The organism is Prochlorococcus marinus XMU1404, assembly GCF_017696175.1.
In the GTDB taxonomy this organism is placed as follows: Bacteria; Cyanobacteriota; Cyanobacteriia; order PCC-6307; family Cyanobiaceae; genus Prochlorococcus_A; species Prochlorococcus_A marinus_X.
This window is the reverse complement of the sequence record NZ_JAAORE010000003.1, coordinates 83,483-105,048: the sequence shown is the minus strand read 5'-3', so window position 1 is coordinate 105,048 and position 21,566 is coordinate 83,483. Positions and strand designations below refer to the sequence as shown.

General features: G+C 31.7%; 27 protein-coding genes and 1 tRNA gene. 14 read left to right on the top strand and 14 right to left on the bottom strand.

Annotation, left to right across the window (positions count from 1 at the left end; all coding sequences use genetic code 11):
* Positions 1-21 precede the first annotated feature (21 nt).
* Both aroH and sppA read right to left on the bottom strand, forming a co-directional pair.
* Positions 22-405, bottom strand: a complete 384-nt coding sequence (aroH, locus tag HA144_RS06845; protein ID WP_209043341.1) for a chorismate mutase — start codon at positions 403-405, stop codon at positions 22-24.
* Between the two features lie 6 nt (positions 406-411).
* Complete coding sequence (sppA, locus tag HA144_RS06840; RefSeq protein ID WP_209043340.1) at positions 412-1,221, bottom strand: signal peptide peptidase SppA; 810 nt, start codon at positions 1,219-1,221, stop codon at positions 412-414.
* A 53-nt stretch (positions 1,222-1,274) separates the two neighbouring features.
* Here sppA and HA144_RS06835 point away from each other — a divergent pair, with 53 nt between their 5' ends.
* From HA144_RS06835 to HA144_RS06825, 3 genes are read left to right on the top strand one after another with little or no spacing between them, the layout of a single operon-like run.
* The gene (locus HA144_RS06835; RefSeq protein WP_209043339.1) at positions 1,275-2,216 is read left to right on the top strand and encodes a DMT family transporter; all 942 of its coding nucleotides are present in this window, start codon (positions 1,275-1,277) and stop codon (positions 2,214-2,216) included.
* 28 nt (positions 2,217-2,244) lie between these two features.
* A complete protein-coding gene (locus HA144_RS06830) occupies positions 2,245-3,318 on the top strand; it encodes a glycosyltransferase family 4 protein (protein ID WP_209043338.1) in 1,074 nt (357 codons plus the stop codon).
* 16 nt (positions 3,319-3,334) lie between these two features.
* The gene (locus HA144_RS06825) at positions 3,335-5,140 is read left to right on the top strand and encodes an ArnT family glycosyltransferase (RefSeq protein ID WP_209043337.1); all 1,806 of its coding nucleotides are present in this window, start codon (positions 3,335-3,337) and stop codon (positions 5,138-5,140) included.
* Here the strand turns inward: HA144_RS06825 and HA144_RS06820 are convergent.
* The 5 genes from HA144_RS06820 to HA144_RS06800 form a co-directional block, all read right to left on the bottom strand.
* Positions 5,137-5,388, bottom strand: a complete 252-nt coding sequence (locus HA144_RS06820) for a CopG family transcriptional regulator (RefSeq protein ID WP_209043336.1) — start codon at positions 5,386-5,388, stop codon at positions 5,137-5,139. The genes HA144_RS06825 and HA144_RS06820 overlap by 4 nt on opposite strands.
* Positions 5,389-5,471: 83 nt before the next feature.
* Positions 5,472-6,257 carry an AEC family transporter gene (locus HA144_RS06815; protein WP_209043791.1) on the bottom strand — a complete coding sequence of 262 codons (786 nt, stop codon included), beginning with the start codon at positions 6,255-6,257 and terminating at the stop codon, positions 5,472-5,474.
* 200 nt (positions 6,258-6,457) lie between these two features.
* On the bottom strand, positions 6,458-6,682 hold the full coding sequence (locus tag HA144_RS06810; protein WP_209043335.1) for a hypothetical protein: 225 nt from the start codon (positions 6,680-6,682) through the stop codon (positions 6,458-6,460).
* Positions 6,683-6,755: 73 nt separating this feature from the next.
* A complete protein-coding gene (locus HA144_RS06805; protein WP_209043334.1) occupies positions 6,756-7,025 on the bottom strand; it encodes a SemiSWEET family sugar transporter in 270 nt (89 codons plus the stop codon).
* A 6-nt stretch (positions 7,026-7,031) separates the two neighbouring features.
* On the bottom strand, positions 7,032-7,766 hold the full coding sequence (locus tag HA144_RS06800) for an AhpC/TSA family protein (RefSeq protein ID WP_209043333.1): 735 nt from the start codon (positions 7,764-7,766) through the stop codon (positions 7,032-7,034).
* Between the two features lie 140 nt (positions 7,767-7,906).
* On the opposite strand from HA144_RS06800, the gene fldA reads away from it, so the two are divergent.
* The 3 genes from fldA to HA144_RS06785 all read left to right on the top strand — a co-directional run bounded on the left by fldA (position 7,907) and on the right by HA144_RS06785 (position 10,361).
* The gene (fldA, locus tag HA144_RS06795) at positions 7,907-8,431 is read left to right on the top strand and encodes a flavodoxin FldA (protein ID WP_209043332.1); all 525 of its coding nucleotides are present in this window, start codon (positions 7,907-7,909) and stop codon (positions 8,429-8,431) included.
* A gap of 142 nt (positions 8,432-8,573) precedes the next feature.
* Positions 8,574-9,632 carry a chlorophyll a/b binding light-harvesting protein gene (locus HA144_RS06790; protein ID WP_209043331.1) on the top strand — a complete coding sequence of 353 codons (1,059 nt, stop codon included), beginning with the start codon at positions 8,574-8,576 and terminating at the stop codon, positions 9,630-9,632.
* A gap of 75 nt (positions 9,633-9,707) precedes the next feature.
* Entirely contained in the window at positions 9,708-10,361 is a 654-nt protein-coding gene (locus HA144_RS06785) for a DUF3386 family protein (RefSeq protein ID WP_209043330.1), read from the top strand.
* Positions 10,362-10,367: 6 nt separating this feature from the next.
* On the opposite strand, the gene HA144_RS06780 is transcribed toward HA144_RS06785, so the two are convergent.
* Positions 10,368-10,613, bottom strand: a complete 246-nt coding sequence (locus tag HA144_RS06780; RefSeq protein WP_002807817.1) for a hypothetical protein — start codon at positions 10,611-10,613, stop codon at positions 10,368-10,370.
* 108 nt (positions 10,614-10,721) lie between these two features.
* Entirely contained in the window at positions 10,722-11,360 is a 639-nt protein-coding gene (locus tag HA144_RS06775) for a methyltransferase domain-containing protein (RefSeq protein WP_209043329.1), read from the bottom strand.
* A 155-nt stretch (positions 11,361-11,515) separates the two neighbouring features.
* Here HA144_RS06775 and HA144_RS06770 point away from each other — a divergent pair, with 155 nt between their 5' ends.
* From HA144_RS06770 to HA144_RS06750, 5 genes are all read left to right on the top strand, one after another.
* Entirely contained in the window at positions 11,516-11,683 is a 168-nt protein-coding gene (locus HA144_RS06770) for a hypothetical protein (RefSeq protein WP_209043809.1), read from the top strand.
* Positions 11,684-11,685: 2 nt separating this feature from the next.
* Positions 11,686-12,018, top strand: coding sequence for a phenylpyruvate tautomerase MIF-related protein (locus HA144_RS06765; RefSeq protein ID WP_209043328.1), 333 nt, complete (start codon positions 11,686-11,688; stop codon positions 12,016-12,018).
* A gap of 39 nt (positions 12,019-12,057) precedes the next feature.
* Positions 12,058-12,444: a DUF1824 family protein gene (locus HA144_RS06760; protein WP_209043327.1), complete on the top strand. Its 387-nt coding sequence runs from the start codon at positions 12,058-12,060 to the stop codon at positions 12,442-12,444.
* A gap of 159 nt (positions 12,445-12,603) precedes the next feature.
* Positions 12,604-13,482: a glycine--tRNA ligase subunit alpha gene (glyQ, locus tag HA144_RS06755; protein WP_209043326.1), complete on the top strand. Its 879-nt coding sequence runs from the start codon at positions 12,604-12,606 to the stop codon at positions 13,480-13,482.
* Positions 13,483-13,606: 124 nt separating this feature from the next.
* Positions 13,607-14,887 (top strand): porin, encoded by a 1,281-nt coding sequence (locus HA144_RS06750; RefSeq protein WP_209043325.1) that lies wholly within the window; start codon positions 13,607-13,609, stop codon positions 14,885-14,887.
* 79 nt (positions 14,888-14,966) lie between these two features.
* Here the strand turns inward: HA144_RS06750 and HA144_RS06745 are convergent, their stop codons facing one another.
* Together HA144_RS06745 and HA144_RS06740 are read right to left on the bottom strand one after the other, a co-directional pair.
* Positions 14,967-15,206, bottom strand: a complete 240-nt coding sequence (locus HA144_RS06745; protein WP_209043324.1) for a hypothetical protein — start codon at positions 15,204-15,206, stop codon at positions 14,967-14,969.
* A gap of 78 nt (positions 15,207-15,284) precedes the next feature.
* The gene (locus HA144_RS06740; RefSeq protein WP_209043323.1) at positions 15,285-15,950 is read right to left on the bottom strand and encodes a Fe2+-dependent dioxygenase; all 666 of its coding nucleotides are present in this window, start codon (positions 15,948-15,950) and stop codon (positions 15,285-15,287) included.
* A 153-nt stretch (positions 15,951-16,103) separates the two neighbouring features.
* Here HA144_RS06740 and HA144_RS06735 point away from each other — a divergent pair, with 153 nt between their 5' ends.
* Positions 16,104-17,075 carry an extracellular solute-binding protein gene (locus HA144_RS06735; protein WP_245152872.1) on the top strand — a complete coding sequence of 324 codons (972 nt, stop codon included), beginning with the start codon at positions 16,104-16,106 and terminating at the stop codon, positions 17,073-17,075.
* Between the two features lie 64 nt (positions 17,076-17,139).
* Positions 17,140-17,225: transfer RNA gene (locus HA144_RS06730), tRNA-Ser, on the top strand.
* A 368-nt stretch (positions 17,226-17,593) separates the two neighbouring features.
* On the opposite strand, the gene HA144_RS06725 is transcribed toward HA144_RS06730, so the two are convergent.
* Complete coding sequence (locus HA144_RS06725; protein ID WP_209043321.1) at positions 17,594-17,746, bottom strand: hypothetical protein; 153 nt, start codon at positions 17,744-17,746, stop codon at positions 17,594-17,596.
* A gap of 516 nt (positions 17,747-18,262) precedes the next feature.
* On the opposite strand from HA144_RS06725, the gene HA144_RS06720 reads away from it, so the two are divergent.
* Complete coding sequence (locus HA144_RS06720) at positions 18,263-18,874, top strand: prepilin-type N-terminal cleavage/methylation domain-containing protein (protein WP_209043320.1); 612 nt, start codon at positions 18,263-18,265, stop codon at positions 18,872-18,874.
* An 863-nt stretch (positions 18,875-19,737) separates the two neighbouring features.
* Here the strand turns inward: HA144_RS06720 and HA144_RS06715 are convergent.
* Together HA144_RS06715 and HA144_RS06710 are read right to left on the bottom strand one after the other, a co-directional pair.
* A complete protein-coding gene (locus HA144_RS06715) occupies positions 19,738-19,989 on the bottom strand; it encodes a 2Fe-2S iron-sulfur cluster-binding protein (RefSeq protein ID WP_209043319.1) in 252 nt (83 codons plus the stop codon).
* A complete protein-coding gene (locus tag HA144_RS06710) occupies positions 19,986-21,515 on the bottom strand; it encodes a cobyric acid synthase (protein WP_209043318.1) in 1,530 nt (509 codons plus the stop codon). Before HA144_RS06710 ends, HA144_RS06715 begins: the two co-directional genes overlap by 4 nt.
* Positions 21,516-21,566 lie beyond the last annotated feature (51 nt).

Here is a 21,566-nt window from a genome sequence, read left to right as displayed (position 1 = left end):
GGAAAAATTGTTGCATTAAGGTTAACATCTATCGCTCCTTAATTTTGAGGCTCCTCTTAAATAGGGATGATTTACAGGAGTATTTGAAGGTAATAAAACCTGTGCCATTATTCTTATACAAAAATCTACATCATTAGCGACATACATTTGTTGACAGTCTAGAAAAGCAACTGAATCAAGTCCATTACATTTCCTGGCAATTGAAGCAGGGAAACATGCATCTAAGTCTTTTGTTGCGGTGAATGTAATGGATAATAAGTTAGTCTTAAGCAGGTTGTTGCGCGCAATCAATTCATCTATTAATTCCACTACGGCATCCTCTATCTCTTTAGCAGAATTCCCAGTTGCTGTTGTAGCTCCTCGAATAAATGAAATTCTATAATCATCTTTCATTTTTTCATGCATATTTGTTTAGGGCTTATATAACCAAAGTATTTTATTGGATGAATCAATCTCAAAAAAGATATTATTAATAACTTCTTCAATAATTTTACTTCCAGGAATTAGGCCAAGTATCTTCTTTTTTTTCTTCCCAAATGTCAAAGGTTGTATTTTGGGATCAATATTAACCATTCTTGCGGCAAGTTCCCTTGCAACAAATTCATCTCCAATCTCATCAATAAGACCTAATTCTTTTGCTTGTGTACCAGTGAAAATTCTTCCATCTGCAAACTTTCTGACTTCTTCTATCGGTAAATTTCTACCTTCAGCAACAGCTTCAGTGAATTGTTTATAGCTTTCGTCTATAAGGCCTTGGAGTAGCTCTCTGCCCTCCTCACTTAAAGCTTTATCTGGGGAAAGGATATCTTTGAATACCCCGCTTTTGACAGTTTCAAATTTTATACCAATTTTATCTAATAATTCAGACAAATTATTTCCTCTTATAATCACACCAATAGACCCTGTAATTGTGCCAGGATTCGCAACTATTTTGTGAGATGCGACACCTATGTAAACACCTCCAGAGGCTGATATGTTTCCAAAACTAGCAATAACTTTACATCCTTTATCTTTTAGTCTTTTAATAGCAGAGTATATTTCTTGGCTATCGCCTACAGTCCCCCCTGGAGAATCAATCCTCACGATTAAAGCAGGAAATTCTCTATCCTCAACTTGTTTGAGGGCTTTAAGGACAGAAATTCTCGTTGAACTTGTAATTGGCTCATCGATTACGATACGAGCCATTCTTTTTTTTGACTTTCGTCTAAAAGGCCAAATCATTCTTTTTAAAGTAAATACATAAAACTACTTTAAAAAGACTATCAGCAGACCTAATGAATTCAATCCTAAATTGGTTTTTAATGATACTCCCTTTTGCACTTTGGGGGACTTCAATGGCGGCTATGACGCCCTTAGTATCTAGTGCTGGCCCAGAATTTGTCGCTTCTTTAAGGTTACTTCCTGCAGGAATTCTTGTTCTTATAACAACATATTTGTTTAAAAGAGATTTAAAAATTTATAAGTGCGACTTGAAGTGGTTTTTTATTTTTACGATAGTTGACGCTACTTTTTTTCAGCTGTTTTTAACTTATGGTATTGAAAAAACTGGAGCAGGCCTAGGCTCCGTATTGATTGATTCTCAGCCTCTTTTGGTAGCGATTTTAGCAAGAGCGATATTTGGGAATTTAATTAATCCAATTGGATGGTTAGGCTTACTTTTTGGCTTGGGAGGAATAGTTTTCTTAGGAGTTCCGCAAGAATTTTTAGAAAATTGGTGGTTAATGTCTGATAATTCTATTAGTGATATGGCTTTTAACTTTGGAGAACTTTGGATGCTTGCAGCTTCTCTAGCTATGGCACTAGGAACAATTTTAATTAGGTTCACTTGCACTAAAAGTGATCCAGTCGCGGTTACAGGATGGCATATGGTTTTAGGGAGCTTGCCCTTGATTATTAGGTATTTCTTACAATCAAATTCTCAAATTATCCCAAATTGGTCAATATTTGATTGGGGACTCATGTCATTTGCAAGTATATTTGGAGGGGCAATAGCTTATGGATTGTTTTTCTATTTCGCTAATAATAAAGAAATAACAGGATTTAGTACCCTTGCTTTTTTAACTCCCGTATTTGCTCTTCTTAGTGGAGGAATTTGGTTAGATGAAAGACTTACTATTTTGCAATGGATAGGAGTCGTATTTGTTCTTATCTCGGTATTTTTTGTTAGCCAGAGAAGGTCATTGTGGGAAAATAGAAAGACAGATACTACTATTTAATTAGTTTCTTAGAAAATAAAATCTAATAATGCATATTGTATTGATTAGTACACCAATAGGGTTCCTTGGAAGCGGCAAAGGTGGAGGAGTTGAATTGACTTTGAATTCCTTAGTTTCGGGTTTGCTTTCTTTAGGCCATTCGGTAGAAGTGATAGCTCCCAAAAACTCTAAGTTATTTAAATGTAATCAAAAAGCAAAATTATATTTTATAGAAGGTGAAGATCAAATTAGTTGGCAACATCAAAATTATAATTCTCCTGTAACTATCCCAGACAATTCCCTTCTAGCAGGAATGCTTGAAAAAGGAATAGATATTGCAAAACAAGCAGATGTAATTTTGAACATGTCCTATGATTGGCTTCCTATTTGGATGACTTTAAATGTAGAGATACCCATTGCACATATTATTAGTATGGGTTCTCAAAGCTCAGTAATAAGTAATTTAATCTCAAAGGTATATGCTAAATATCCATATAATTTTGCTTTTCATTCGAAAATACAAGCTAACGATTATTCATTTATAAAAAAACCAATAATTATTGGTAATGGTTTTAAGCTAGAAAATTATAATTTTCTAGATTCTGTGAATGGACCACTGGCTTGGGTTGGAAGAGTAGCGAAGGAGAAAGGTTTAGAGGATGCAGTTTATGTGGCAAATAAACTTGGCGAAAAACTAAATGTTTGGGGATTTATAGAAGATGAGACCTATGCCAAAAAGATTGAACAATCATTTCCTAAAGGAACTATAAATTGGATGGGGTTTTTAACAACCTATGAATTACAAAAAGAACTTGGTAAATGCAGGGTTTTGTTAAATACTCCAAAATGGAATGAGGCATATGGAAACGTTATTGTTGAAGCATTAGCCTGTGGGGTGCCAGTTGTAGCTTACAGAAGGGGAGGCCCAAGTGAAATTATTCAGCATGGAGAAACAGGATATCTTGCGCATCCTGATGATAAAGAAACTTTGCTTTCCTACGTAAAGATTGTCAAAAAGATAAGGCGTGAAAATTGTAGAGAATGGGTAGAAAAAAATGCTTCCACAGATATATTTGCTAACAAGGTTGTGAACTGGCTTAATAAGGTAATCAAAGAATATTAGTAAGCTTATATATTAAATGATTCTTCTTAACTCAAGGAAAAGAGTTTTAACATCATTGATTGTTTTGGTTTCAGGGATAATCATATTTATTTTAGATTTAGGGACAACAGGACTGGTTGATGAAACTCCCCCATTATTCGCAGCTGCTGCAAGAGCAATGAGTGAATCTGGTGATTGGTTAACTCCAAAAGTCAATGGAATTTTCCGTTTTGATAAGCCTCCACTTATATATTGGCTAATGAGTTTACTTTACTCATTACCGAAAAATGAAATTTGGGATAGTTTAGGGACACTATCAGCAAGACTTCCATCGGCTTTTGGATCATTACTTTTAATGTTGATGATTGGAGATACTTTGTTTTGTTGGCCGCAGAAAGGTGATAGGCAATTTCTCACTCCAATAGTTGCATCTTTAGGTTTCGCTTTGTCTCCATTGATAATTATCTGGAGTAGAGCTGCTGTAAGTGATGCTTTGTTAACTGGAACTCTAGGGATTAGCTTGCTTTTGTTTTGGAGAAGAATGGCAAGTGAAAATAACGATCAATGCATTTCAGCATGGGTTTTTTTGGGATTTGCAATTTTAACTAAGGGGCCTGTTGCTTTTGTTTTAGTAACATTAACTATTACATCTTTTTTATTTTGTCAGAGGAATTGGAGAAGCTTGCTTTGCAAGATAAACCCTAAGAAAGGTTTGTTTATAACAATCCTAATAAGTATCCCATGGTACATCTTGGAACTAATAAAAGAGGGAAAACCTTTTTGGGACAACTTTTTTGGTTATCACAATTTTCAAAGATATACATCAGTCGTCAATAATCATGCAGAACCATTGTGGTATTTTCTCTACATAATGATGTTAGCTTCATTACCATTCACCCCTTTTTTATTTCATGGTATTTTTAAAGCTTTTAAGGATTTCCTGAAAAGTTCAGAAAGCAGTAGCGAGATTTCACAAACACTTTATACGTATTCAATATGTTGGTTAATCTCAGTTTTAGTATTTTTTAGTATTTCGGCTACGAAATTGCCGAGCTATTGGTTGCCAGCAATTCCAGCAGCAGCAATTTTAATCAGTAATAGTTTTGTAAGCTTAAAGATCCCAAATAAAACTTATTCATATTTATGGATTTTTAATATTTTAATTTTGTTTGGCGCTTCACTAGTATTCTTTTTCTCCAATATTTGGTTGAGTTCAATCAATGATCCAGAAATGCCTGATCTTGCATCAAAACTAATAACTACAGGGATAATTTTCAAAGCCAAATTGTTCTTTTCTTTATTTGCCATTCTTGCAATACTTTTATTTTCTTTAAAATCAAAAAATATCTTGCTTTATCTTCAAATTTTTCTTTTAGTTGGACAATCTTTTTTGATGTCACCTATAAGAAAATTAGCAGATACTTCTAGGCAATTACCTTTGAGGAATATCTCGAAATTAATTTTAAGTATTCGTGAGGGAAACGAAACTTTAGCAATGATCGGGATAAGAAAACCGTCTTTACATTATTATTCGAGACAAATAGTTTTTTATGAAGCAAATACTGAAGAAGGATTAATTAATCTTTCAGACAGGCTTAATAATGATAGGAGAGAAAATTATGAGGATCAGCCTGACTATGAATACAAATCTTTGTTGGTAGTGATAGATAAATACTCTTCGCGCCAAAAGCATTGGTCAAATATTAATCATCAAAAATTGGGTGGATATGGTATTTATGATTTATGGCGAATTCAGAAAAGTGATTTAAATAAGTATTCTGAACTTTTAGTTGATAGTGGTTATAAATCTGACTGGAAAAATAGAAAAGTTGAAAAATTTTAGGAAAGTCTTTTTTTAAGAATGGCGTTTTTTAGGTCATCGAGGCTGCACTTACTAGGTATCTTAATTTCATTCAAGTCTTCGAGCAATTCGAGATCGATGACAGAATCTTCAGCTAAAAAACTAAAAACTTCATTAATGCTTATCCCCATATCTTCAGCCATCTCCGAAATGAGCCTTAGAGTTTCTCTTCTCACAGAAATCCTTAGATCTATGGGGATATATTCATTTCCTTGGTTTGCATACTTCATAACCTAAATCTTAAGACATTATGTATATCTCAGGATAATATCTTTACAATATACATTAATCATGCTTAAAGCTTTAAGAATTTTTAGTTAAACGCATTAATGAAAATTTTTAAAAGAGGAATTGTAACTATTGAAATTATGGTTGTCGTAAAAAGAATTTTTGAGGCGATTTTTTGTTTCACGTCATAAGCTTCAGCCATTAAAATTGTGGATATTGCCGTTGGGGTTCCTGCCTGAAGAATTACTGCTGATGCCTGATAAAAGTCAAAGTTTAAAAATTTGCTCATTAAAAATACTATAAAAGGAAGAACAAATAACTTTAATAAAACTGAATATTTAATTTCTTCATTTAGATCAAAAAATTTACCCTTTTGATTTGTTATTATCCCTAATCTTGTTCCTACAATTATTATTGCCAAAGCAATTACTATTCTTGCAGGTATCCAAAGGTAATCGCCTAATATATCGTCTATTTGGAAAAGATATGCCAAAAGTACACCAATGATCCCTCTTGATGCAGGACTATTTATTAAAGCATTTAATAAGCCTTTGATATTTGGGATTTTTTTGATTGGAGATTTTTCTTGTAGAAAAAAAGGTCCAAATATCCAAGCGAATAGTGTTGTTCCCAAGTCAAATCCTATTGTGAAGTTAATAGTTGTTGAAGGGAGAAGAGCTATTGCAATTGGTATTCCGAGAAATGATGTATTACCTATTAGGCCGGCTAGCTGCACACTATAATTTGGAAGTCTTTTTTTTAATATTGAGAATATATTTATCAAAACTATTAAAATCCCTATTAGGGAGAATGCTAAGAATGCGCTTTTAATAAGGTTTATATCTATACCCTCTTTTAATAAAAGCCCCATCACACTTAATGGAATGCCAAATCTTATAAGAGGTCTTGCAATATACTTGGAAATCTTTGGATTCTTTTTCCCAAGAAAAAAACCAAAAATTAAGAAAGGGATAATACTTGTAAAGAGAGAGTAAATGGTATTAATCAATTATTTAATAAAGCAATATTAACTTGTCATCGGACAGTCAAAACTTTTCTTGCATAAATTAATTAAATTATTTTCCAAATTGCATTATCAGGGATTAAGGGAGATTTATTTAAATCCTCTGGTTCTTTAGTCAAAACTCTCCAATTGGGAACTCTACAAGTTACGAAAGCAGGACTTTCAATTAAAACTCCAGGCTTTTCATCAAATGTACATGTAAAACCCTCTTTCCAAAAACCACCGTTGTTTAGGCTTCCTTTAAACCAAACCCAGCATTTTGAAGTTTTCAAGATAAGTAAAAATTTATTTTTATCATAAATAAGATTTAAGTAAAAATTCTATAATTTAATGCTATTAATATAATTATTGCTGATTTAAGGTTTTTGAGAAATATATTTTTGAGATTAATATCAAGAGATTTAAGATTAAGGTAATTGAATTAGCTATCAATATGGGATTAGATGAAATTTTATAACCGTAAATAATCCAAGACAAAACTCCGATAATAAACATTATTAAGGTTGTGAGGGAAACATCATCTGCCTTTTTGGTTTTTATAGTCTTTATCAATTGAGGTAGAAATGCTGCCGTTGTCAAAATTGCTGCAAAATATCCAAATATGTCTATGTTCATAAAAAACTATTCTTTTATTAAATCAGATAAGAATCCTAAAGGATGTCTCATATTTGAAGAATAGCCAAGTACATCACTTGAAAAAAATTTATAAACAATTTGATTTTTTTCATCTAATAAAAAAGAGGCTCCTCTTTGAGGTAAATATTTTTCATCAAGGATATAATCACCCCAATTTTGAATTATTTCATTCATATTATTCAATCTAAATGTTGCCAATTCAAATGGCCTCAAATAACCATCCCCGAAAACCTTACTGAAAGAATCACCTGAAAAATTCAAGAATTTTAAAACCTTAATTTTCTCAGATTTTGAATAGATTTGTTCTGCTTTATGGTCACCTGTATAACCTCTAATAACTTCCTTTATTGTTTTAAAAGAATTTATTCCTGATAACATAAGGAGCATATTTATCCAACCTCCAAAACCTATATCTAATCCTCTTGAGACTTTTAAATCATTATGAACTTGGTTATCAGAGACAACTATTAAATTTTCTGAAGGAAAGCCAGTAAACTTACAAAATTTTTCTTTCCCATTTTGGTTCCCAATAGCGATTGCAAAAATATCCAAATTTTCATCTTGCTTGTTATTGATAAAATTCTTCAAATTTATTGCGTATTCAAAGCTATCAAAATCTCCCAATAAGCCAAATAAAATAATTAATTTAAAAAATTTCTTCCCTTTAAATTTGAATTCCTTTACCAGATTATTGATATCATTTTGTAGTTTTTCAGTCACAATGTTTTAATTTTTTTTTAAATTAATCCCAAAAAATTTTTCTAACCTTAATTAGTATAAAATTTTACATGAAAAAGTTTTTTAAGAAATAAATTTAATGTTTTTAGATTTTATTATTTTAAGGTAAACATTTTGAAGTTATGACTGTAGGAATTTATTACGCAACTACAACTGGAAAAACCGAAGACGTAGCTGATCGTCTTCACAATTTTATTTCTTCAGCAGAAGCACCCAAAGATGTATCTGATGTGGATGATCTTTCAGAATTAGAAGGTCTTGATGGGATTATCTGTGGCATACCTACATGGAACACAGGAGCAGATCAAGAAAGATCAGGAACTGCTTGGGATTCAATCTTGGAGGACATTGGTGAACTAAGTTTATCAGGAAAAAAGGTTGCAATTTTTGGTTTAGGAGATTCTTCTACCTATACAGAAAATTATTGTGATGCCATGGAAGAACTCCATAGCTACTTCACAAAAGCAGGTGCTGAAATGGTCGGATACGTAGATAAATCATCATATACATTTGATGAGTCTAAAAGCGTAATTGGAGAAAGCTTTTGTGGATTGCCTCTTGATGAGGATAGTGAGTCTGATTTGACTGATTCACGTCTCGAAGCATGGGCTTCTCAATTAAAAGGTGAAATACCTTCATTGGCGTAAGCTTTCAAAGATATTACTTTCTAATTTGTAACATTTGTTCTCTCAAAATATGTTTTTTTTACATAAGTAATTAAATCTGTAAAGAACATGTAAAAAACATACTGAATAGCAATATGTTTAACATGCTGTTTACTTAAATCAAGTGTTACAAACTTACGGAAAATCTGATGTCACCTATGACTGGTACGCAGGAAATTCTGGTGTTGTAGGCCGTTCGGGTAAATTCATAGCAGCTCACGCTGCCCATGCAGGATTAATGATGTTCTGGGCAGGAGCTTTTGGATTATTCGAATTGGCACGTTACGACGCCAGTATTCCAATGGGTGCACAGAAAGCAATTGTTTTACCTCACCTAGCGGGTATAGGAATTGGTGGCATTGAAAATGGTGTTATTACAGAACCATATGGAATTGTAGTTATTTGCACATTGCATCTAATCTTCTCAGCTGTATTAGGTGCAGGTGGATTATTACACTCCAATAAATTTGCAGGTGATCTTGGAGACTATCCAGAGAATAGTAAGCCACAAAAATTTGATTTTGAGTGGGATGATCCAGACAAATTAACTTTTATTCTTGGTCATCATCTGATCTTTCTTGGTCTTGGGGCAATAATGTTTGTTGAATGGGCTCGCATTCATGGAATTTATGACCCAGCGATAGGATCTACAAGGCAAGTTGTTTACAATTTAGATATTGCTGCTATTTGGAATCATCAATTTGATTTTTTAAAAATAGATAGTTTAGAAGATGTTATGGGAGGACATGCTTTCTTAGCCTTCCTCGAAATAATTGGTGGAGTTTTCCATATTTGTACTAAACAATTTGGAGAATATACAGAATTTAAAGGAAAAGGTTTACTTGGTGCTGAGGCTATTTTGTCATACTCAGTCGTTGGTGTTTCTTATATGGCATTTGTAGCAGCTTTTTGGTGTGCTTCAAATACAACCATATATCCTGTAGATCTATATGGAGAACCGTTAAAACTTCAATTTGAATTCGCACCTTATTTTACTGATACTGTAAATTTAGGTTCAGGAGCTTATAGCTCAAGAGCTTGGCTAGCCAACACTCATTTCTATTTGGGTTTCTTTTTCTTACAAGGTCATCTCTGGCACGCGTTAAGAGCAATGGGATTTGACTTTAAGAAAATTGGTCAAGCATTTGACAATATAGAAAATACAAAAATTACTCAAAACTAATTTAATCTTATAAAAAACCTCCCCATCAACAGGGAGGTTTTTTTTTGTAGAATTATTTCACGTTTTAAAAAATTAATGGATAATCTAAAAGAAATTAATTGTAAAGAGATTTTCAGGAAGGCTTATGAAAATCGGTACACATGGAAGAATGATTTTCATGGTTACCAAGGTAAATGTATTTTTTTGACTAATAATAATATTCATAAAGGTGACTTTGTATTAGGTAAAGACTTTAAACCTAAAATTCAAAAAATAAAAGATGAGAAAGTTGTTAAAATTATTGCCTCTCAGTTATTTGAAGTGTGTATACATAGGGTAAAGAGAGAATTTGAATCAGTACACTCAGAAAATAATTTTAATTTATTAAAAAATTCTGAAAGTGGTATTGAAATGAGTATTTCAGGTAAGAATCAAGGTGATAAATATAGAGTTAAAAATGGATGTATTAATATGGTTTATAGAAAAATTCATGGAATTATCATTGAAATTTTTGTTGAAGAATTTTTTGATACAGGAACAGGTTCCCTTAGTAAAAAATACAGTAGTCAACAAATTGATCCAGAAACACTTGAGAGAAATTCACAAAAAATTAAATATGAGGATGAATTTCTAAATATGGGTAAAGACGATTATTGGATATTAAAATCGCGGACAATGAAATACTTAAACCAAAATCAAGAAGAAGAAACACAAAAGTTTGTTTTCGAAGATCTATGCTTAATAAATTAGGTTTTTTTATTCAACCAATCTAAATCCTTTATCAAGTAGTTTTTGATATAGGAGTCTTGCTCTAAAAGCCAGAATTTGCTCTTCGTTTTCATTACTAATTACATGAAAATAATTATTATCTAATTTATTTTTGCTAAAGCATACATTCGCTTCTCCTAATCTTAAAGTCCAGTTCTCTTCTTTGGCTAAATGTTGATTAGGGCCGAGATCCCAAGGACATTTTTCAGGATATTTTTCTCTTTTAGAACCCATATGATTAATTTTAACTATCCAATATTAGTAAAAATTTAAAAGTATGGCTATGAAAAATCGTTGAAAACTTTTTCATAGAGTTGTTTTTAATACAACGCAATGAAAAAGTTACTCTTTGGTCGCTATTAAACAATAAAATGGGTCTTTATTTAAAAAATAAAATATTTTTAGTGCTGGTTCAATAAACTTTTTGATAATTTTTGGCTCATTAAATCCGTTTGAGATTAATACTTTTCTTACATATTTCACCCTCTCTTCCTCAGTAGATGAAGTCCATATATTAGGGGCTTTATGCCAAAATGCTCTGTTTGAAAAAGCAATAATAATCTTGCCATTTCTACTCAAAATTCTTGCAATTTCTTTGGTTAAATTCTCTGGAAATTGTAAATATTGCCATGCGGCCACCATTAAGCAATAATCAACGCTTTCTTTGTCTAGCGGAATTTGTTGACTTAAATTAAAATTTTGTATCCAATAAGAATCAAAAATTTTGTTTTTTTCAAGTTCTTGTTTATTTAAACCATGTCCAATAACTTTTTTATATTTTTTACCTCTAGGTAAATAACTATCCCAACTGGACATTAAATCAAGGACAGTTGAATAATTATCAATTTCTCTTTCATATAAATCTGAAAGGTTTTGCCTAAAGTTTTCATCTAGATGATAAACAAATTTTGGATCAGAATAAAATTCTTCATCATTACTCTCATCAAGTTTTTTCCTTTGATAATTATTTAAAACTTCCAAAATAATTAATTTAGAATCTGCATAGCAAATCTAGTAAAAAGAAATTCTAATTGTGTATTAGGAATTTATTTTCATTTAATAAATTAAAAATTCTCAAAAAAACTAGACATCTATTCAAAAAAAGTTAAATTATTATTAATGATTTAATAATGATGATGGAGTCCAAAAGGAGCAAAAAAAACAGGTCAAAAAATGCTCTTTTCGATCCCTATAAAAACGGAATAAGTTCATACGATATGGCATATCTTTCATCAAAAAGATATTCAAAAAATAAAACTTTTTATCTAGAAAATAATTCTAATAAAGATTATCTTGCCGCATAGAAATGCCTTATATTAATGTTTCGACTTCGGTAAAAGTAAATGATAAAGCAAAATTACTCGAAGAAATTTCAATTCTTATTTCATCTTTAACTAACAAATCAAGAAGATTTGTTATGGCGAAAATAGATGATAATTGCCAAATGTATTTTGATGATGAGACACCTTCGTGCTTTTTAGAAATCAAATCAATAGGTTCTCTAAATCCCTCAGAAATGGCAAAGCTATTATCAGATTTTTTATATGAGAAAATAGGGATCCCAATAGATAGGATTTATATTTCTTTTGAGGATGTGCCAGCCTCATTATGGGCTTGGAATGGAAGAACATTTGGTTAAGAATTATTTTGATATAAAGCTAATGGTGATATAAAGCTAATGGAAATAAATAATTTATTCGATTTAAATAATCTTAGAACTGCCCCTCAATTAAGTAATAGGCAAGAAAAAAAACTTTTAGAGGAACTAGAAGTAAAGATTTTTAATGCTGATTGGATAACAATAGGCATAATGGCACCTAGTGATAATGAAGCTATTGAAGCATTACAATCAATTTCCAAGAAATATTCTTCAATTAAATTTGGGAATCTAGGTTCCCTTCATGCTGATGGCGGTGTTTTTTTAAAAGCTAATCAAAAAACTAGTAATGTTTTTGTCAGATCTGAAAATGGTCTTGGAGAAGGAATTTTAATAACATGTCAGTATGAAGAAGGTGCTAAAGAATCTAATACTTTTGGACCATTGCCATTAGACTTTTTTACATAATTAATTTCTCATTTATTTTTTCAGCAAGGATCTAATTTAATGAAGGCTTTTTATAGGATGATATTTTTGCGAAATTGGATTTCAAAATATTTTTTCACTTTAAAGCTTTGTTATTATGTCTAATGGCATTGATCTAAATTTTTTCACTATTTTAATTTAATGTTTTTTCAGGATATAATTCAAAAATTAAATAATTTCTGGTCAGAAGAAGGTTGTTTGATTATGCAGCCATATGATACTGAAAAGGGTGCTGGAACAATGAATCCTCATACCTTTTTAAGGGCTATCGGACCAGAGCCTTGGAATGTAGCATACCCAGAGCCGTGCAGAAGACCTACAGATGGACGTTTTGGTGATAATCCTAATAGGGCCCAACATTACTTTCAATATCAGGTAATAATTAAACCTTCACCTGAAGGGATCCAAGAAAAATATTTGACATCTCTAGAATCCCTTGGAATTAATCCTAGAAATCATGATATTAGATTTGTGGAAGATAATTGGGAGTCTCCAACACTTGGAGCTTGGGGTGTAGGTTGGGAAGTTTGGTTGGACGGAATGGAAGTTACTCAATTTACTTATTTCCAACAATGTGGGGGTATAGATTGCAATCCAATCCCAATTGAAATCACTTACGGACTAGAGAGGATAGCTATGTTTTTGCAGGATAAAGAAAGTATCTGGGACTTAAATTGGAACAAAGATTTGAAATATAGCGACATTTGGCTTCAATTTGAGAAAAGTCAATGCTCTTATAATTTTACTGAATCGAGTGCTGACAATCTCAGGAAATTATTTGAAATTTACCAAGATGAAGCAAATTCTTTAATCCAAAAGCAACTAACTTATCCAGCGCTTGATTTTGTTCTTAAATGTAGTCATACTTTTAATTTACTTGATGCAAGGGGAGTAATTTCGGTTACAGATCGAGCTCAATATATTGAAAAGATTCGAAAATTAGCTAGACAAGTTGCATCATCATGGGTGGCAGAAAGAGAATTACTCAATTATCCATTAATAAGAAATAAATTGCATTAATTTTTCTAAAAAAGATTTTTGTATCAAAAGTTACACCAATTAGAAACTTATATTTCTTTTAATTTTGTTATGTCCCGATACCATATAAGTACCCATGTTTTGGGTTCATTTAGTGTGAGGTAAAATGAAACTCTTCCAACATATGTTGGTTGCTAGTGCATCTTTGGGGTTATTGGCTCCAATTTCTGCTCAGGCTTCCAACATAGTCGATATAGAAGAAATGAGTAGCTACGTGAGGCGTAGCAAAAAAAAGTCTTTTAGACCCGACAACAAAACATTCATTAATCAAGTTAGTGAAAATACCGCAAACCTTAAAGGTAATTCTGTCGACCTTGAGGATAATAAATTTGAAGCGGGCAGTTTCTCAGAAACAACTACATTCGATGGAAAAGCTGTAATGTGGATCGGTACTGTTGATGGTGGCGATGAAATCGGTGAATCTGAAAAAACTTCAACTGGTTACACATATACATGGAACTTGAATACAAGTTTCACAGGTGATGATAATCTTTATGTTCGCCTTAAGACTGGAGAACAAGGTGATATTTGGAAAAATAGATCCACATACCATATAGAGACTAAAGATAATAGTGATGCCTTTGAGATGGATAAAATGTGGTACACCTTCCCTGTAGGTGAAAAGATCACAGCTTTTGTAGGTCCAAGGATTGAAAACTATTACATGTATATAACTCCTTCAATTTACAAACCTGGTGCTCTTAAATCTTTTAAACTTGGAGGAAATAGTAACTTTGGAGCAAGTACAGACGTAGGTACTGGATTAAAGTATGAAACTGATAATGGATTCGGTTTCGCGACTAATCTGGTTGACAAGGGTGCTGACGGAGCCGATGGTATTTTTGCTCCTGACAATGCTCTGAAGTGGGATACACAAGTAGCTTATACTGCGGACAGATGGCATGTCTCAGGATTTATGTCAAAGGCTAGAAACTGGACTTCTCATAGTTACAACGCAACTCAAATGGGTGCGCAAGAAGCTAGAGACTCAGTTGGTTATGCGTTAAGAGCTTATTGGATGCCAGAGGAATATGGGACTAACATCCCAGAGATATCTTTTGGTTATGATACTAAATCCTATGGAGGAGTATCTGTAGCTGGTAACACTACACAAGCAAATAGTTACATGCTTGGACTTACTTGGAAAGACATTTTCCAAGCTGATGACAGAATCGGTTTTGCATTTACACAACCCTTAGCAGCTACTGAAGTTCAGGGTGGAGGAGCCACTGGTGAAGTTGACCCCCAAGTCTGGGAAGCTTACTATTCCTTTAGACCAAATGACTCAATGGAAATAATACCTGCAATATTTGGAGGTAATGATGTGTTTGCAGATAATCAAGACGATCTCTTTGGTCTTCTTGTTACTTCAAAGTTCAAATTCTAATTTTTAGTTTTACTTTAAAAACTATAAAATCAAAAAAACACCCTTTTAGGGTGTTTTTTATTGACTATTTAAATTAAATTTACCAACAATTCTCTCCTTCTCCTATAGGTATGCAAACACTTGATTCTGCTGCTTCGTCAGCTAATTCTTGAGCTCTAGCGTCTAATTTAAAATCAGCATTTAGTGGCATATCAGTATTCCATTCTTTTAAACCTCCTAAATCATTCTCTGCAGCTTTTAGATTTGTATTTTCAACAGTTGAAATAGCTAAAGCACTTGTTGCTGCTAGGAATATTGAAATTGAGCTTTTTTTCTGCATCAAAAATAAAAGTATTTATAGGTTTATTTTAGGTATTTAAAGAAAGTTTTTCTATTTTATGTATAAAATGATTCATTATTAACCACCTAACCTTCTTAAGAGATTTGAATATGATTTAAAGATTAGATCAACTTCCTCAGATCTACCATACTTACTTAGTAATGATCTGGCTGCGGCATCTAGATCAAATAAATATTCTCTTTCTTCAATACTTTTCACATAGCTCTCAATCCAACCAATAAATACTAATCTTTCACCACTAATAACTTCTTCTACTGAATGTAAAAATGTACTTGGATAGATTATTATTTCCCCAGCATCCAGTTTAAATTTTTTTTCTGAATTGAAACTCTCAATTGATAATGCACCTCCATCATAGTTATCTTTGCAATTTAAAAAAATAGTAAAAGATAAGTCTGCTCTACCAGAAGACATATAAGCATTATCAATATGTCTTCCATATTGCATGCCACTGGTAGATTTTGAGAAGATTGTTCCATGAATCCTTTTAGGTAAAGCGAAGCTCTTAATTAAATCATTACTAAGAATCTTTTTTATGATTATTCCCGAACATTTTTTTGATAAATCTGAATCTCTTTTAAGTTGTAAATTATTTTTTACTTTGGCGGCATGCTTACCCGCAGTTTGCTTACCATCTTCCCAGAGTCTTTCTTCTTTTCTTAATTCTTTTCTAAGAGTTACTAATTCTTCAGAATTTAATAGTTGATGCGTTAAATAATTCATTTCTGATATAAAAAATGATACAAACTAATGTATAGAAATTCTCTTTAAGAGACCTTGTAGGGAAGTTAGATATAAAGTAACCATAGATACTATTTTGAAAAAGTGCAAAATCTAAAAAAACTACTTTACTCAGCGCTAACATGTACATTTTTATTGAATTTTAATATACCTATTTATTCAACAGAAAAAGAAGTCAAAGTTTATTCGGGTAGGCATTACAATACTGATAGAAGTGTCTATAAAAAGTTCGCAGAAGAAACAGGAATCAAAGTTAGGCTTATCGAAGCTGCAGGAATATCTTTACTTGAGAGATTGAAAAGAGAAGGGAAGAATTCTCAAGCAGATTTAATTTTGCTAGTCGATGCAGCAAGAATTACTAATGCAGCTAAAGCTGGCTTGCTTCAAAGTATAGAATCAAAATCTTTAGAAAATGATGTTCCCATTGGACTAAAAGATAAAAATAAGGAATGGTATGCATTAACGAGAAGAGTAAGAGTTATGGTTGCCAATCCAAAAGTTGTTGATCTAAGCAGGATTAAAGACTACACAGATTTAGCTGATCCATCTTTAAAAGGTAAAGTATGCTTAAGAAATAGAAAAAGTCCATATAATCAATCTTTAGTTGCTAATCAAATAGTTAACAAAGGTGAAACAAGAACTAAAGCTTGGCTGAATGGAATGATTTCTAACGTTTCCCAACCTTTCTTTCCAGGTGATATTTCAATAATTAGAGCCGTTTCTAAGAAAAAATGTGGGGTAGGGATTGTTAATCATTATTATGTAGCAAGAATGTTAGCTGGTGTAAATGGAAGAAGAGATACCTTATATGCAAGGCGAACATCGGTTATTACCCCCAATCCTGCTCACCTAAATATTAGTGCTGGTGGTGTAGCTAAATACGCAACAAATAAAAATGCAGCTATCAAGCTACTTGAATATTTGGCATCCCCAAAGGGAAGTAAAGGCCTTGCTGCTCCTACTTTTGAACATCCTTTAAAAGAGGTTAATCAAAATCCAATTGTCAAAAACTTTGGAGAATTTGTTGCTGATAAGGTAACTGTAGAAGACCTTGGGGAAAATAATTCTCTCGCAATAAAATTGATGAAAGATGCAGGGTGGGATTAAAAATTAAGATAATGGGATAGAGTATTCGCTTATCTTTGTTTGAATAGCATACTTATAAATAGTAGGAGAGGTGGCTGAGTGGTCGAAAGCGAACGACTCGAAATCGTTTAATAGGCAAACTATTCGTGGGTTCGAATCCCACCCTCTCCGGTTTTTCTTAGTGTCTAATAGTGTCAGAGGCATTCTGTTAGAGTCAAAATCTTTATAATTGCCTGCACCAACAATAATTATTGTATTTTTTTCTTGAATATTGTGTCTTATAAAGTCAGGTGAATTCAGACAATGTCAGACCTTTTTGAATGAAAATGTTGGTGGAAATGTTGGTGGAATTTGATCGATTTAGAAAAATATGTGTGTCAGTAAGTGTCTGAGAGTGTCTAGTGAAATCATCTCAACTAACACCCTCTCCGTTTTTTCAGGTAACTTAATTTGTCATGAAGTGCCTTAAGATGATATTTCTTATTCATAACAAAAAAATATCAAATAATTAGGCAATGTTTTGCTATAAAATGCCACCACTAATCGCAACCACTAATCTTCCAAGAATAATCACCTTGGTAGACAGTCATGCTTCCAGAAGCCTTTACAATGAAAGGAAAGCTTAATATGGAGAGTGCAAGTAATGCTGTAGCAGCAGGTTGAGCAAGTTTGATAAGGGTTTGTTTGTCCATGAGGGTATAAAAATTTCCCTATATCTAGCATTAAAAAACAATAGAGGAAAGAAAGTTAAAAACATGTAAAAAAACATGTAAAACAACTAATAAACACATGTAAAAAACACATGTAAAAACACATGTAAAAACACATGTAAAATTACTAAAACGATTTAGTTTTTGTGCCAATTAGTGCCACAAAGAGTCAAATAGAAATACACCCTCTCCGGTTTAATAGGAAAATTAGCACTCTTAATTTTTTGAGTTCTAATTTAAATTGCAGTGATACAGGAGAGTTCTAAGAAATATCAATTTCTGTATAATTAGTGTTTATTTTTATGAGTGTTGGTGGGTATTTTTAATGTGTTGGTGGGTATGTACTTTATCGCTTAAAAATAAGTCCCATTTAGTCCAGTTTTGCCTATGGATGTTGAAAGTTAATTCCACCCTCTCCGTTGCGATATTTTTATGATTGTCGTATTTTATTCTTATATGGCAAGAAATGAGGCATAAATCTTTAAATATATTTAATTAATGAGAAATTATTTACCTATTAAAAAAAGATTATTTAATAAAAATCAATCTGGTTTTTCCTTAGTAGAAATTATTTTCGTTCTTACAATTTCAAGTTTAATCTTATTAATTGCACTACCAATACTTGAAATTCCAGTAGGAAAATCTATTGATAGGATTAAGAATTATTCCAAGATTGGCTTTGATTCATTAAGAGACTCCGCAGATGTTTCAAAAGAATTTAGGTTATTACATGAAAGATTAAACATAAGGTCATATCTTTATGCCGCTAAAATTCTTTATATGTCTGATTCAATTTATCCAAAGTCAGCAGGAGATTTGCAAAGATTTACAAAGGTGTCAGGGTGTTATTTAACGCAAAAACAGAAAAGAAATGATAGAAATAGAAACTGTAGAAAATTAGGCAATAATTCAACTGCTACTAGTTGGGAATCTAAAAATCGCAACTATTGGGTAAGGATGTATAGCGAGGATGAGGTTTTCAATATACAATCAATTCCTTTTATGGATGATGAGAAAGGTGTCTTAGGTTGTTTTAATAGTGAAACAGGTATAGTGGATACAAAAATTTTTAAGAAGGAGAAGGCAAAAATAAGAATTTTAAGATGTTGAGTTTACTACAAAGACAATTTTTAAAATATATGATTAATTATTCATTTCTTTATATCTTTTTATAGAACTTTAACTGATATTCTCAATAACTAGGACTTGTTTCAAAAAGAGAAACTAAAATATTCCTGAAATGAATCATCATTTGAAGGATTTCAGAAGCATCTTTAAACAAAAATATTTGTTGTGTGGTGTGTCGTGGGACTATAAAGTATTTAGCATTCCCCATCGATCTCATCTGGGAATATAAATTCTCAATTCAACTTTTAGACTCTAAGTTTTTGATAATCTTTTGGAAAGGTGATCTTATATGAAAAGAAAAGATCTGATTTTTAGGTCAGTAATTTTTAAAATATTTTCTACTTATTTAATGGTTTATTTTTTGGCACATATATTTAAATATACCTACGATCTTGAATCCATACTTAATAATATTCAATATAAATACTTGATAGCTTTGAATATCGTCTCTATATTTTTAGGCCTTCCTTTTTCAATTATTTTTGATTTTATACTAGTAAAGTTTTATGGGTTATATTATGTCTTCTTTTTTTCTCCTGTATTAACTATCTTAAGTGTAATTCAAGTTCTTATTTTGAGAAAAATTAAATTTAAATTTTCTAGCAAAAGATTGTTTTTGAAAAAACCAGAGAAAAATAATATTTACAAATTTTTTGAAAACGTTTCTTTAAAACCTCTCTATATTTTAATCATTAGATCTTTCCCAATACTGCCTCATGTTTTGGGAAGCTATATTATTGCATCTTCAAAAATTAAAAAAGAGGTTATCCTTGTAAACACATTTTTAGGATCATTTTTTTATTATATTTTTCTTTTCCTACTAATTGGTAAAGTTTAGTGAAAATTTATTTCTCCCAAAAGGGGTCAGTAATTAAAGAGACGTTTAACAAACATTTTTTATTATTTTTAATTCCACTCACACAAGCCCTTACCGTTTGACCATTTACATCTATCTCGCAAGCTCCACAACTTCCCGTCAGACAGCCTGTCGGAATTTCTAAACCCGCTTTTTCTGCAGTAGAGAACCAATTATCTCCCTCTGAAGCATAGGTTTCCTTATTATTTGGCCATCTAATTGTAATCTTTGTTTTTTTCAACTTAATAATGATGTGAAATTTAAATGTTTTTCAAATTCCTTCGCAAGATTATCAATAATTGATTCTCTTTTCTTTTTATATGATATGGATTTTGTTTTTATTATTGGTAAATCTTTGCTCTTCCTAATTAAATTGATATATTGATCTCTCCAGTTATCATTCTCAAAGATCCCATGAATGTATGTACCTGCAATAATCCCACCTTCTTTATTTTCAAGGTACCATCCTAGATTTAAGTCTTTGAAGATAGGTTTAATCTTTAATGAGCTTTGCATATTATCCAATTCAGTTTTGCCATTATGAATTTCAAATCCATTTATTTTGGATTGGCATGGCCATAGAGATTCAGAATTAATTTGACGTGTTAATTTCTTTTTAAAGAAAGTAGTTTTTAATGGTAATAATCCAATGCCTTTTATTGTTTGTTCAGCATGATTTTGGGAACCCTCTTTCAAATAAGGATCTTTAAGTGTTGTGCCCAACATTTGTAAACCTCCACAAATTCCAATAATATTTCCGTTGTTTTTTGAATATTCTTTTATATCCCGAGACAAACCACATTCTTCAAGAAATATTTGATCTTTAATAGTTTGTTTACTTCCAGGAATAATTATAAAATCATACTTTTTTAAGTTTTGGGATTCTCTTACCCATTCAATTAATATTGTTTTTTCATTTTCTAAAGGATCAAAATCTGAAAAGTTGCTTATAGATGGCAATTTTATAATGCCTACTTTTATCTCAGGATTAGTGTATTTTAATTTTTTTTCTAATAAATCTAGTGAATCTTCTGGAGGAAATGTATCATTTAGCCATGGAATAATTCCAATAACAGGAATTTGAGTTTTACTTTCTATCCATTTCTTCCCTTCTGAAAATAATGAAAGGTCTCCTCTGAATCTATTTATAATAATTCCCTTAATAAGTTTTTTCTCTTCAGGTTTCATTAATTCAAGGGTTCCGATTATTTGTGCAAATACGCCTCCCCTCTCAATATCAGTAACTAAAATACAATTTGCATTCAAATGCTTTGCAATTCTTAAATTAGTAAGGTCTCTATGAATTAAATTCATCTCTACTGGACTACCAGCTCCTTCAATAATTAAACGACAATTTGGATTTCGTTTGTAAATAGACTTTAAACTTTTTTTGATTACTTCCCAGCCAGGAATAAACCAATCTTTGTAGTAATTTTTAGCAGTTGTGATTCCTATACTTTTGCCATGGTGAATCACCTCACTTGTTGAATTTCCTTGTGGTTTTAATAGGATAGGATTCATATCTGAAGAGGGAGGAATTCCACATGCAAAGGCTTGAAGAGCCTGAGAATACGCCATTTCGCCTCCGTTCCAATCAACCCAAGCGTTGTTACTCATATTTTGTCCTTTAAAAGGGATTGGCTCTTCTCCTGAATTTTTAAGAATCCTGCAGATAGCAGTAACCGTTAACGATTTTCCTGCTCCACTTGAAGTGCCCAAAATCATTATTGGTTTCTTTATTTCATGTAATTTTGCTTCTGACTCCATTAGTAATTTATATTAATTTTAAAATTTATTAATTAGTAAATTGAATTATAA

Excerpts from the sequence above, each read along its gene's own strand:
- HA144_RS06770 (WP_209043809.1), top strand. The coding sequence starts at position 11,516 with ATGGAGTCCAAAAGGAGCAAAAAAAACAGGTCAAAAAATGCTCTTTTC.
- HA144_RS06815 (WP_209043791.1), bottom strand. The coding sequence starts at position 6,257 with ATGGGGCTTTTATTAAAAGAGGGTATAGATATAAACCTTATTAAAAGC.
- HA144_RS06835 (WP_209043339.1), top strand. The coding sequence starts at position 1,275 with ATGAATTCAATCCTAAATTGGTTTTTAATGATACTCCCTTTTGCACTT.
- HA144_RS06720 (WP_209043320.1), top strand. The coding sequence starts at position 18,263 with ATGAGAAATTATTTACCTATTAAAAAAAGATTATTTAATAAAAATCAA.
- fldA (WP_209043332.1), top strand. The coding sequence starts at position 7,907 with ATGACTGTAGGAATTTATTACGCAACTACAACTGGAAAAACCGAAGAC.
- aroH (WP_209043341.1), bottom strand. The coding sequence starts at position 405 with ATGCATGAAAAAATGAAAGATGATTATAGAATTTCATTTATTCGAGGA.
- HA144_RS06740 (WP_209043323.1), bottom strand. The coding sequence starts at position 15,950 with ATGAATTATTTAACGCATCAACTATTAAATTCTGAAGAATTAGTAACT.
- HA144_RS06760 (WP_209043327.1), top strand. The coding sequence starts at position 12,058 with ATGGAAATAAATAATTTATTCGATTTAAATAATCTTAGAACTGCCCCT.
- HA144_RS06830 (WP_209043338.1), top strand. The coding sequence starts at position 2,245 with ATGCATATTGTATTGATTAGTACACCAATAGGGTTCCTTGGAAGCGGC.
- HA144_RS06785 (WP_209043330.1), top strand. The coding sequence starts at position 9,708 with ATGGATAATCTAAAAGAAATTAATTGTAAAGAGATTTTCAGGAAGGCT.
- glyQ (WP_209043326.1), top strand. The coding sequence starts at position 12,604 with ATGTTTTTTCAGGATATAATTCAAAAATTAAATAATTTCTGGTCAGAA.
- HA144_RS06745 (WP_209043324.1), bottom strand. The coding sequence starts at position 15,206 with ATGCAGAAAAAAAGCTCAATTTCAATATTCCTAGCAGCAACAAGTGCT.
- HA144_RS06710 (WP_209043318.1), bottom strand. The coding sequence starts at position 21,515 with ATGGAGTCAGAAGCAAAATTACATGAAATAAAGAAACCAATAATGATT.
- HA144_RS06750 (WP_209043325.1), top strand. The coding sequence starts at position 13,607 with ATGAAACTCTTCCAACATATGTTGGTTGCTAGTGCATCTTTGGGGTTA.
- HA144_RS06820 (WP_209043336.1), bottom strand. The coding sequence starts at position 5,388 with ATGAAGTATGCAAACCAAGGAAATGAATATATCCCCATAGATCTAAGG.
- HA144_RS06805 (WP_209043334.1), bottom strand. The coding sequence starts at position 7,025 with ATGAACATAGACATATTTGGATATTTTGCAGCAATTTTGACAACGGCA.
- HA144_RS06725 (WP_209043321.1), bottom strand. The coding sequence starts at position 17,746 with ATGGACAAACAAACCCTTATCAAACTTGCTCAACCTGCTGCTACAGCA.
- HA144_RS06765 (WP_209043328.1), top strand. The coding sequence starts at position 11,686 with ATGCCTTATATTAATGTTTCGACTTCGGTAAAAGTAAATGATAAAGCA.
- HA144_RS06780 (WP_002807817.1), bottom strand. The coding sequence starts at position 10,613 with ATGGGTTCTAAAAGAGAAAAATATCCTGAAAAATGTCCTTGGGATCTC.
- HA144_RS06825 (WP_209043337.1), top strand. The coding sequence starts at position 3,335 with ATGATTCTTCTTAACTCAAGGAAAAGAGTTTTAACATCATTGATTGTT.
- sppA (WP_209043340.1), bottom strand. The coding sequence starts at position 1,221 with ATGATTTGGCCTTTTAGACGAAAGTCAAAAAAAAGAATGGCTCGTATC.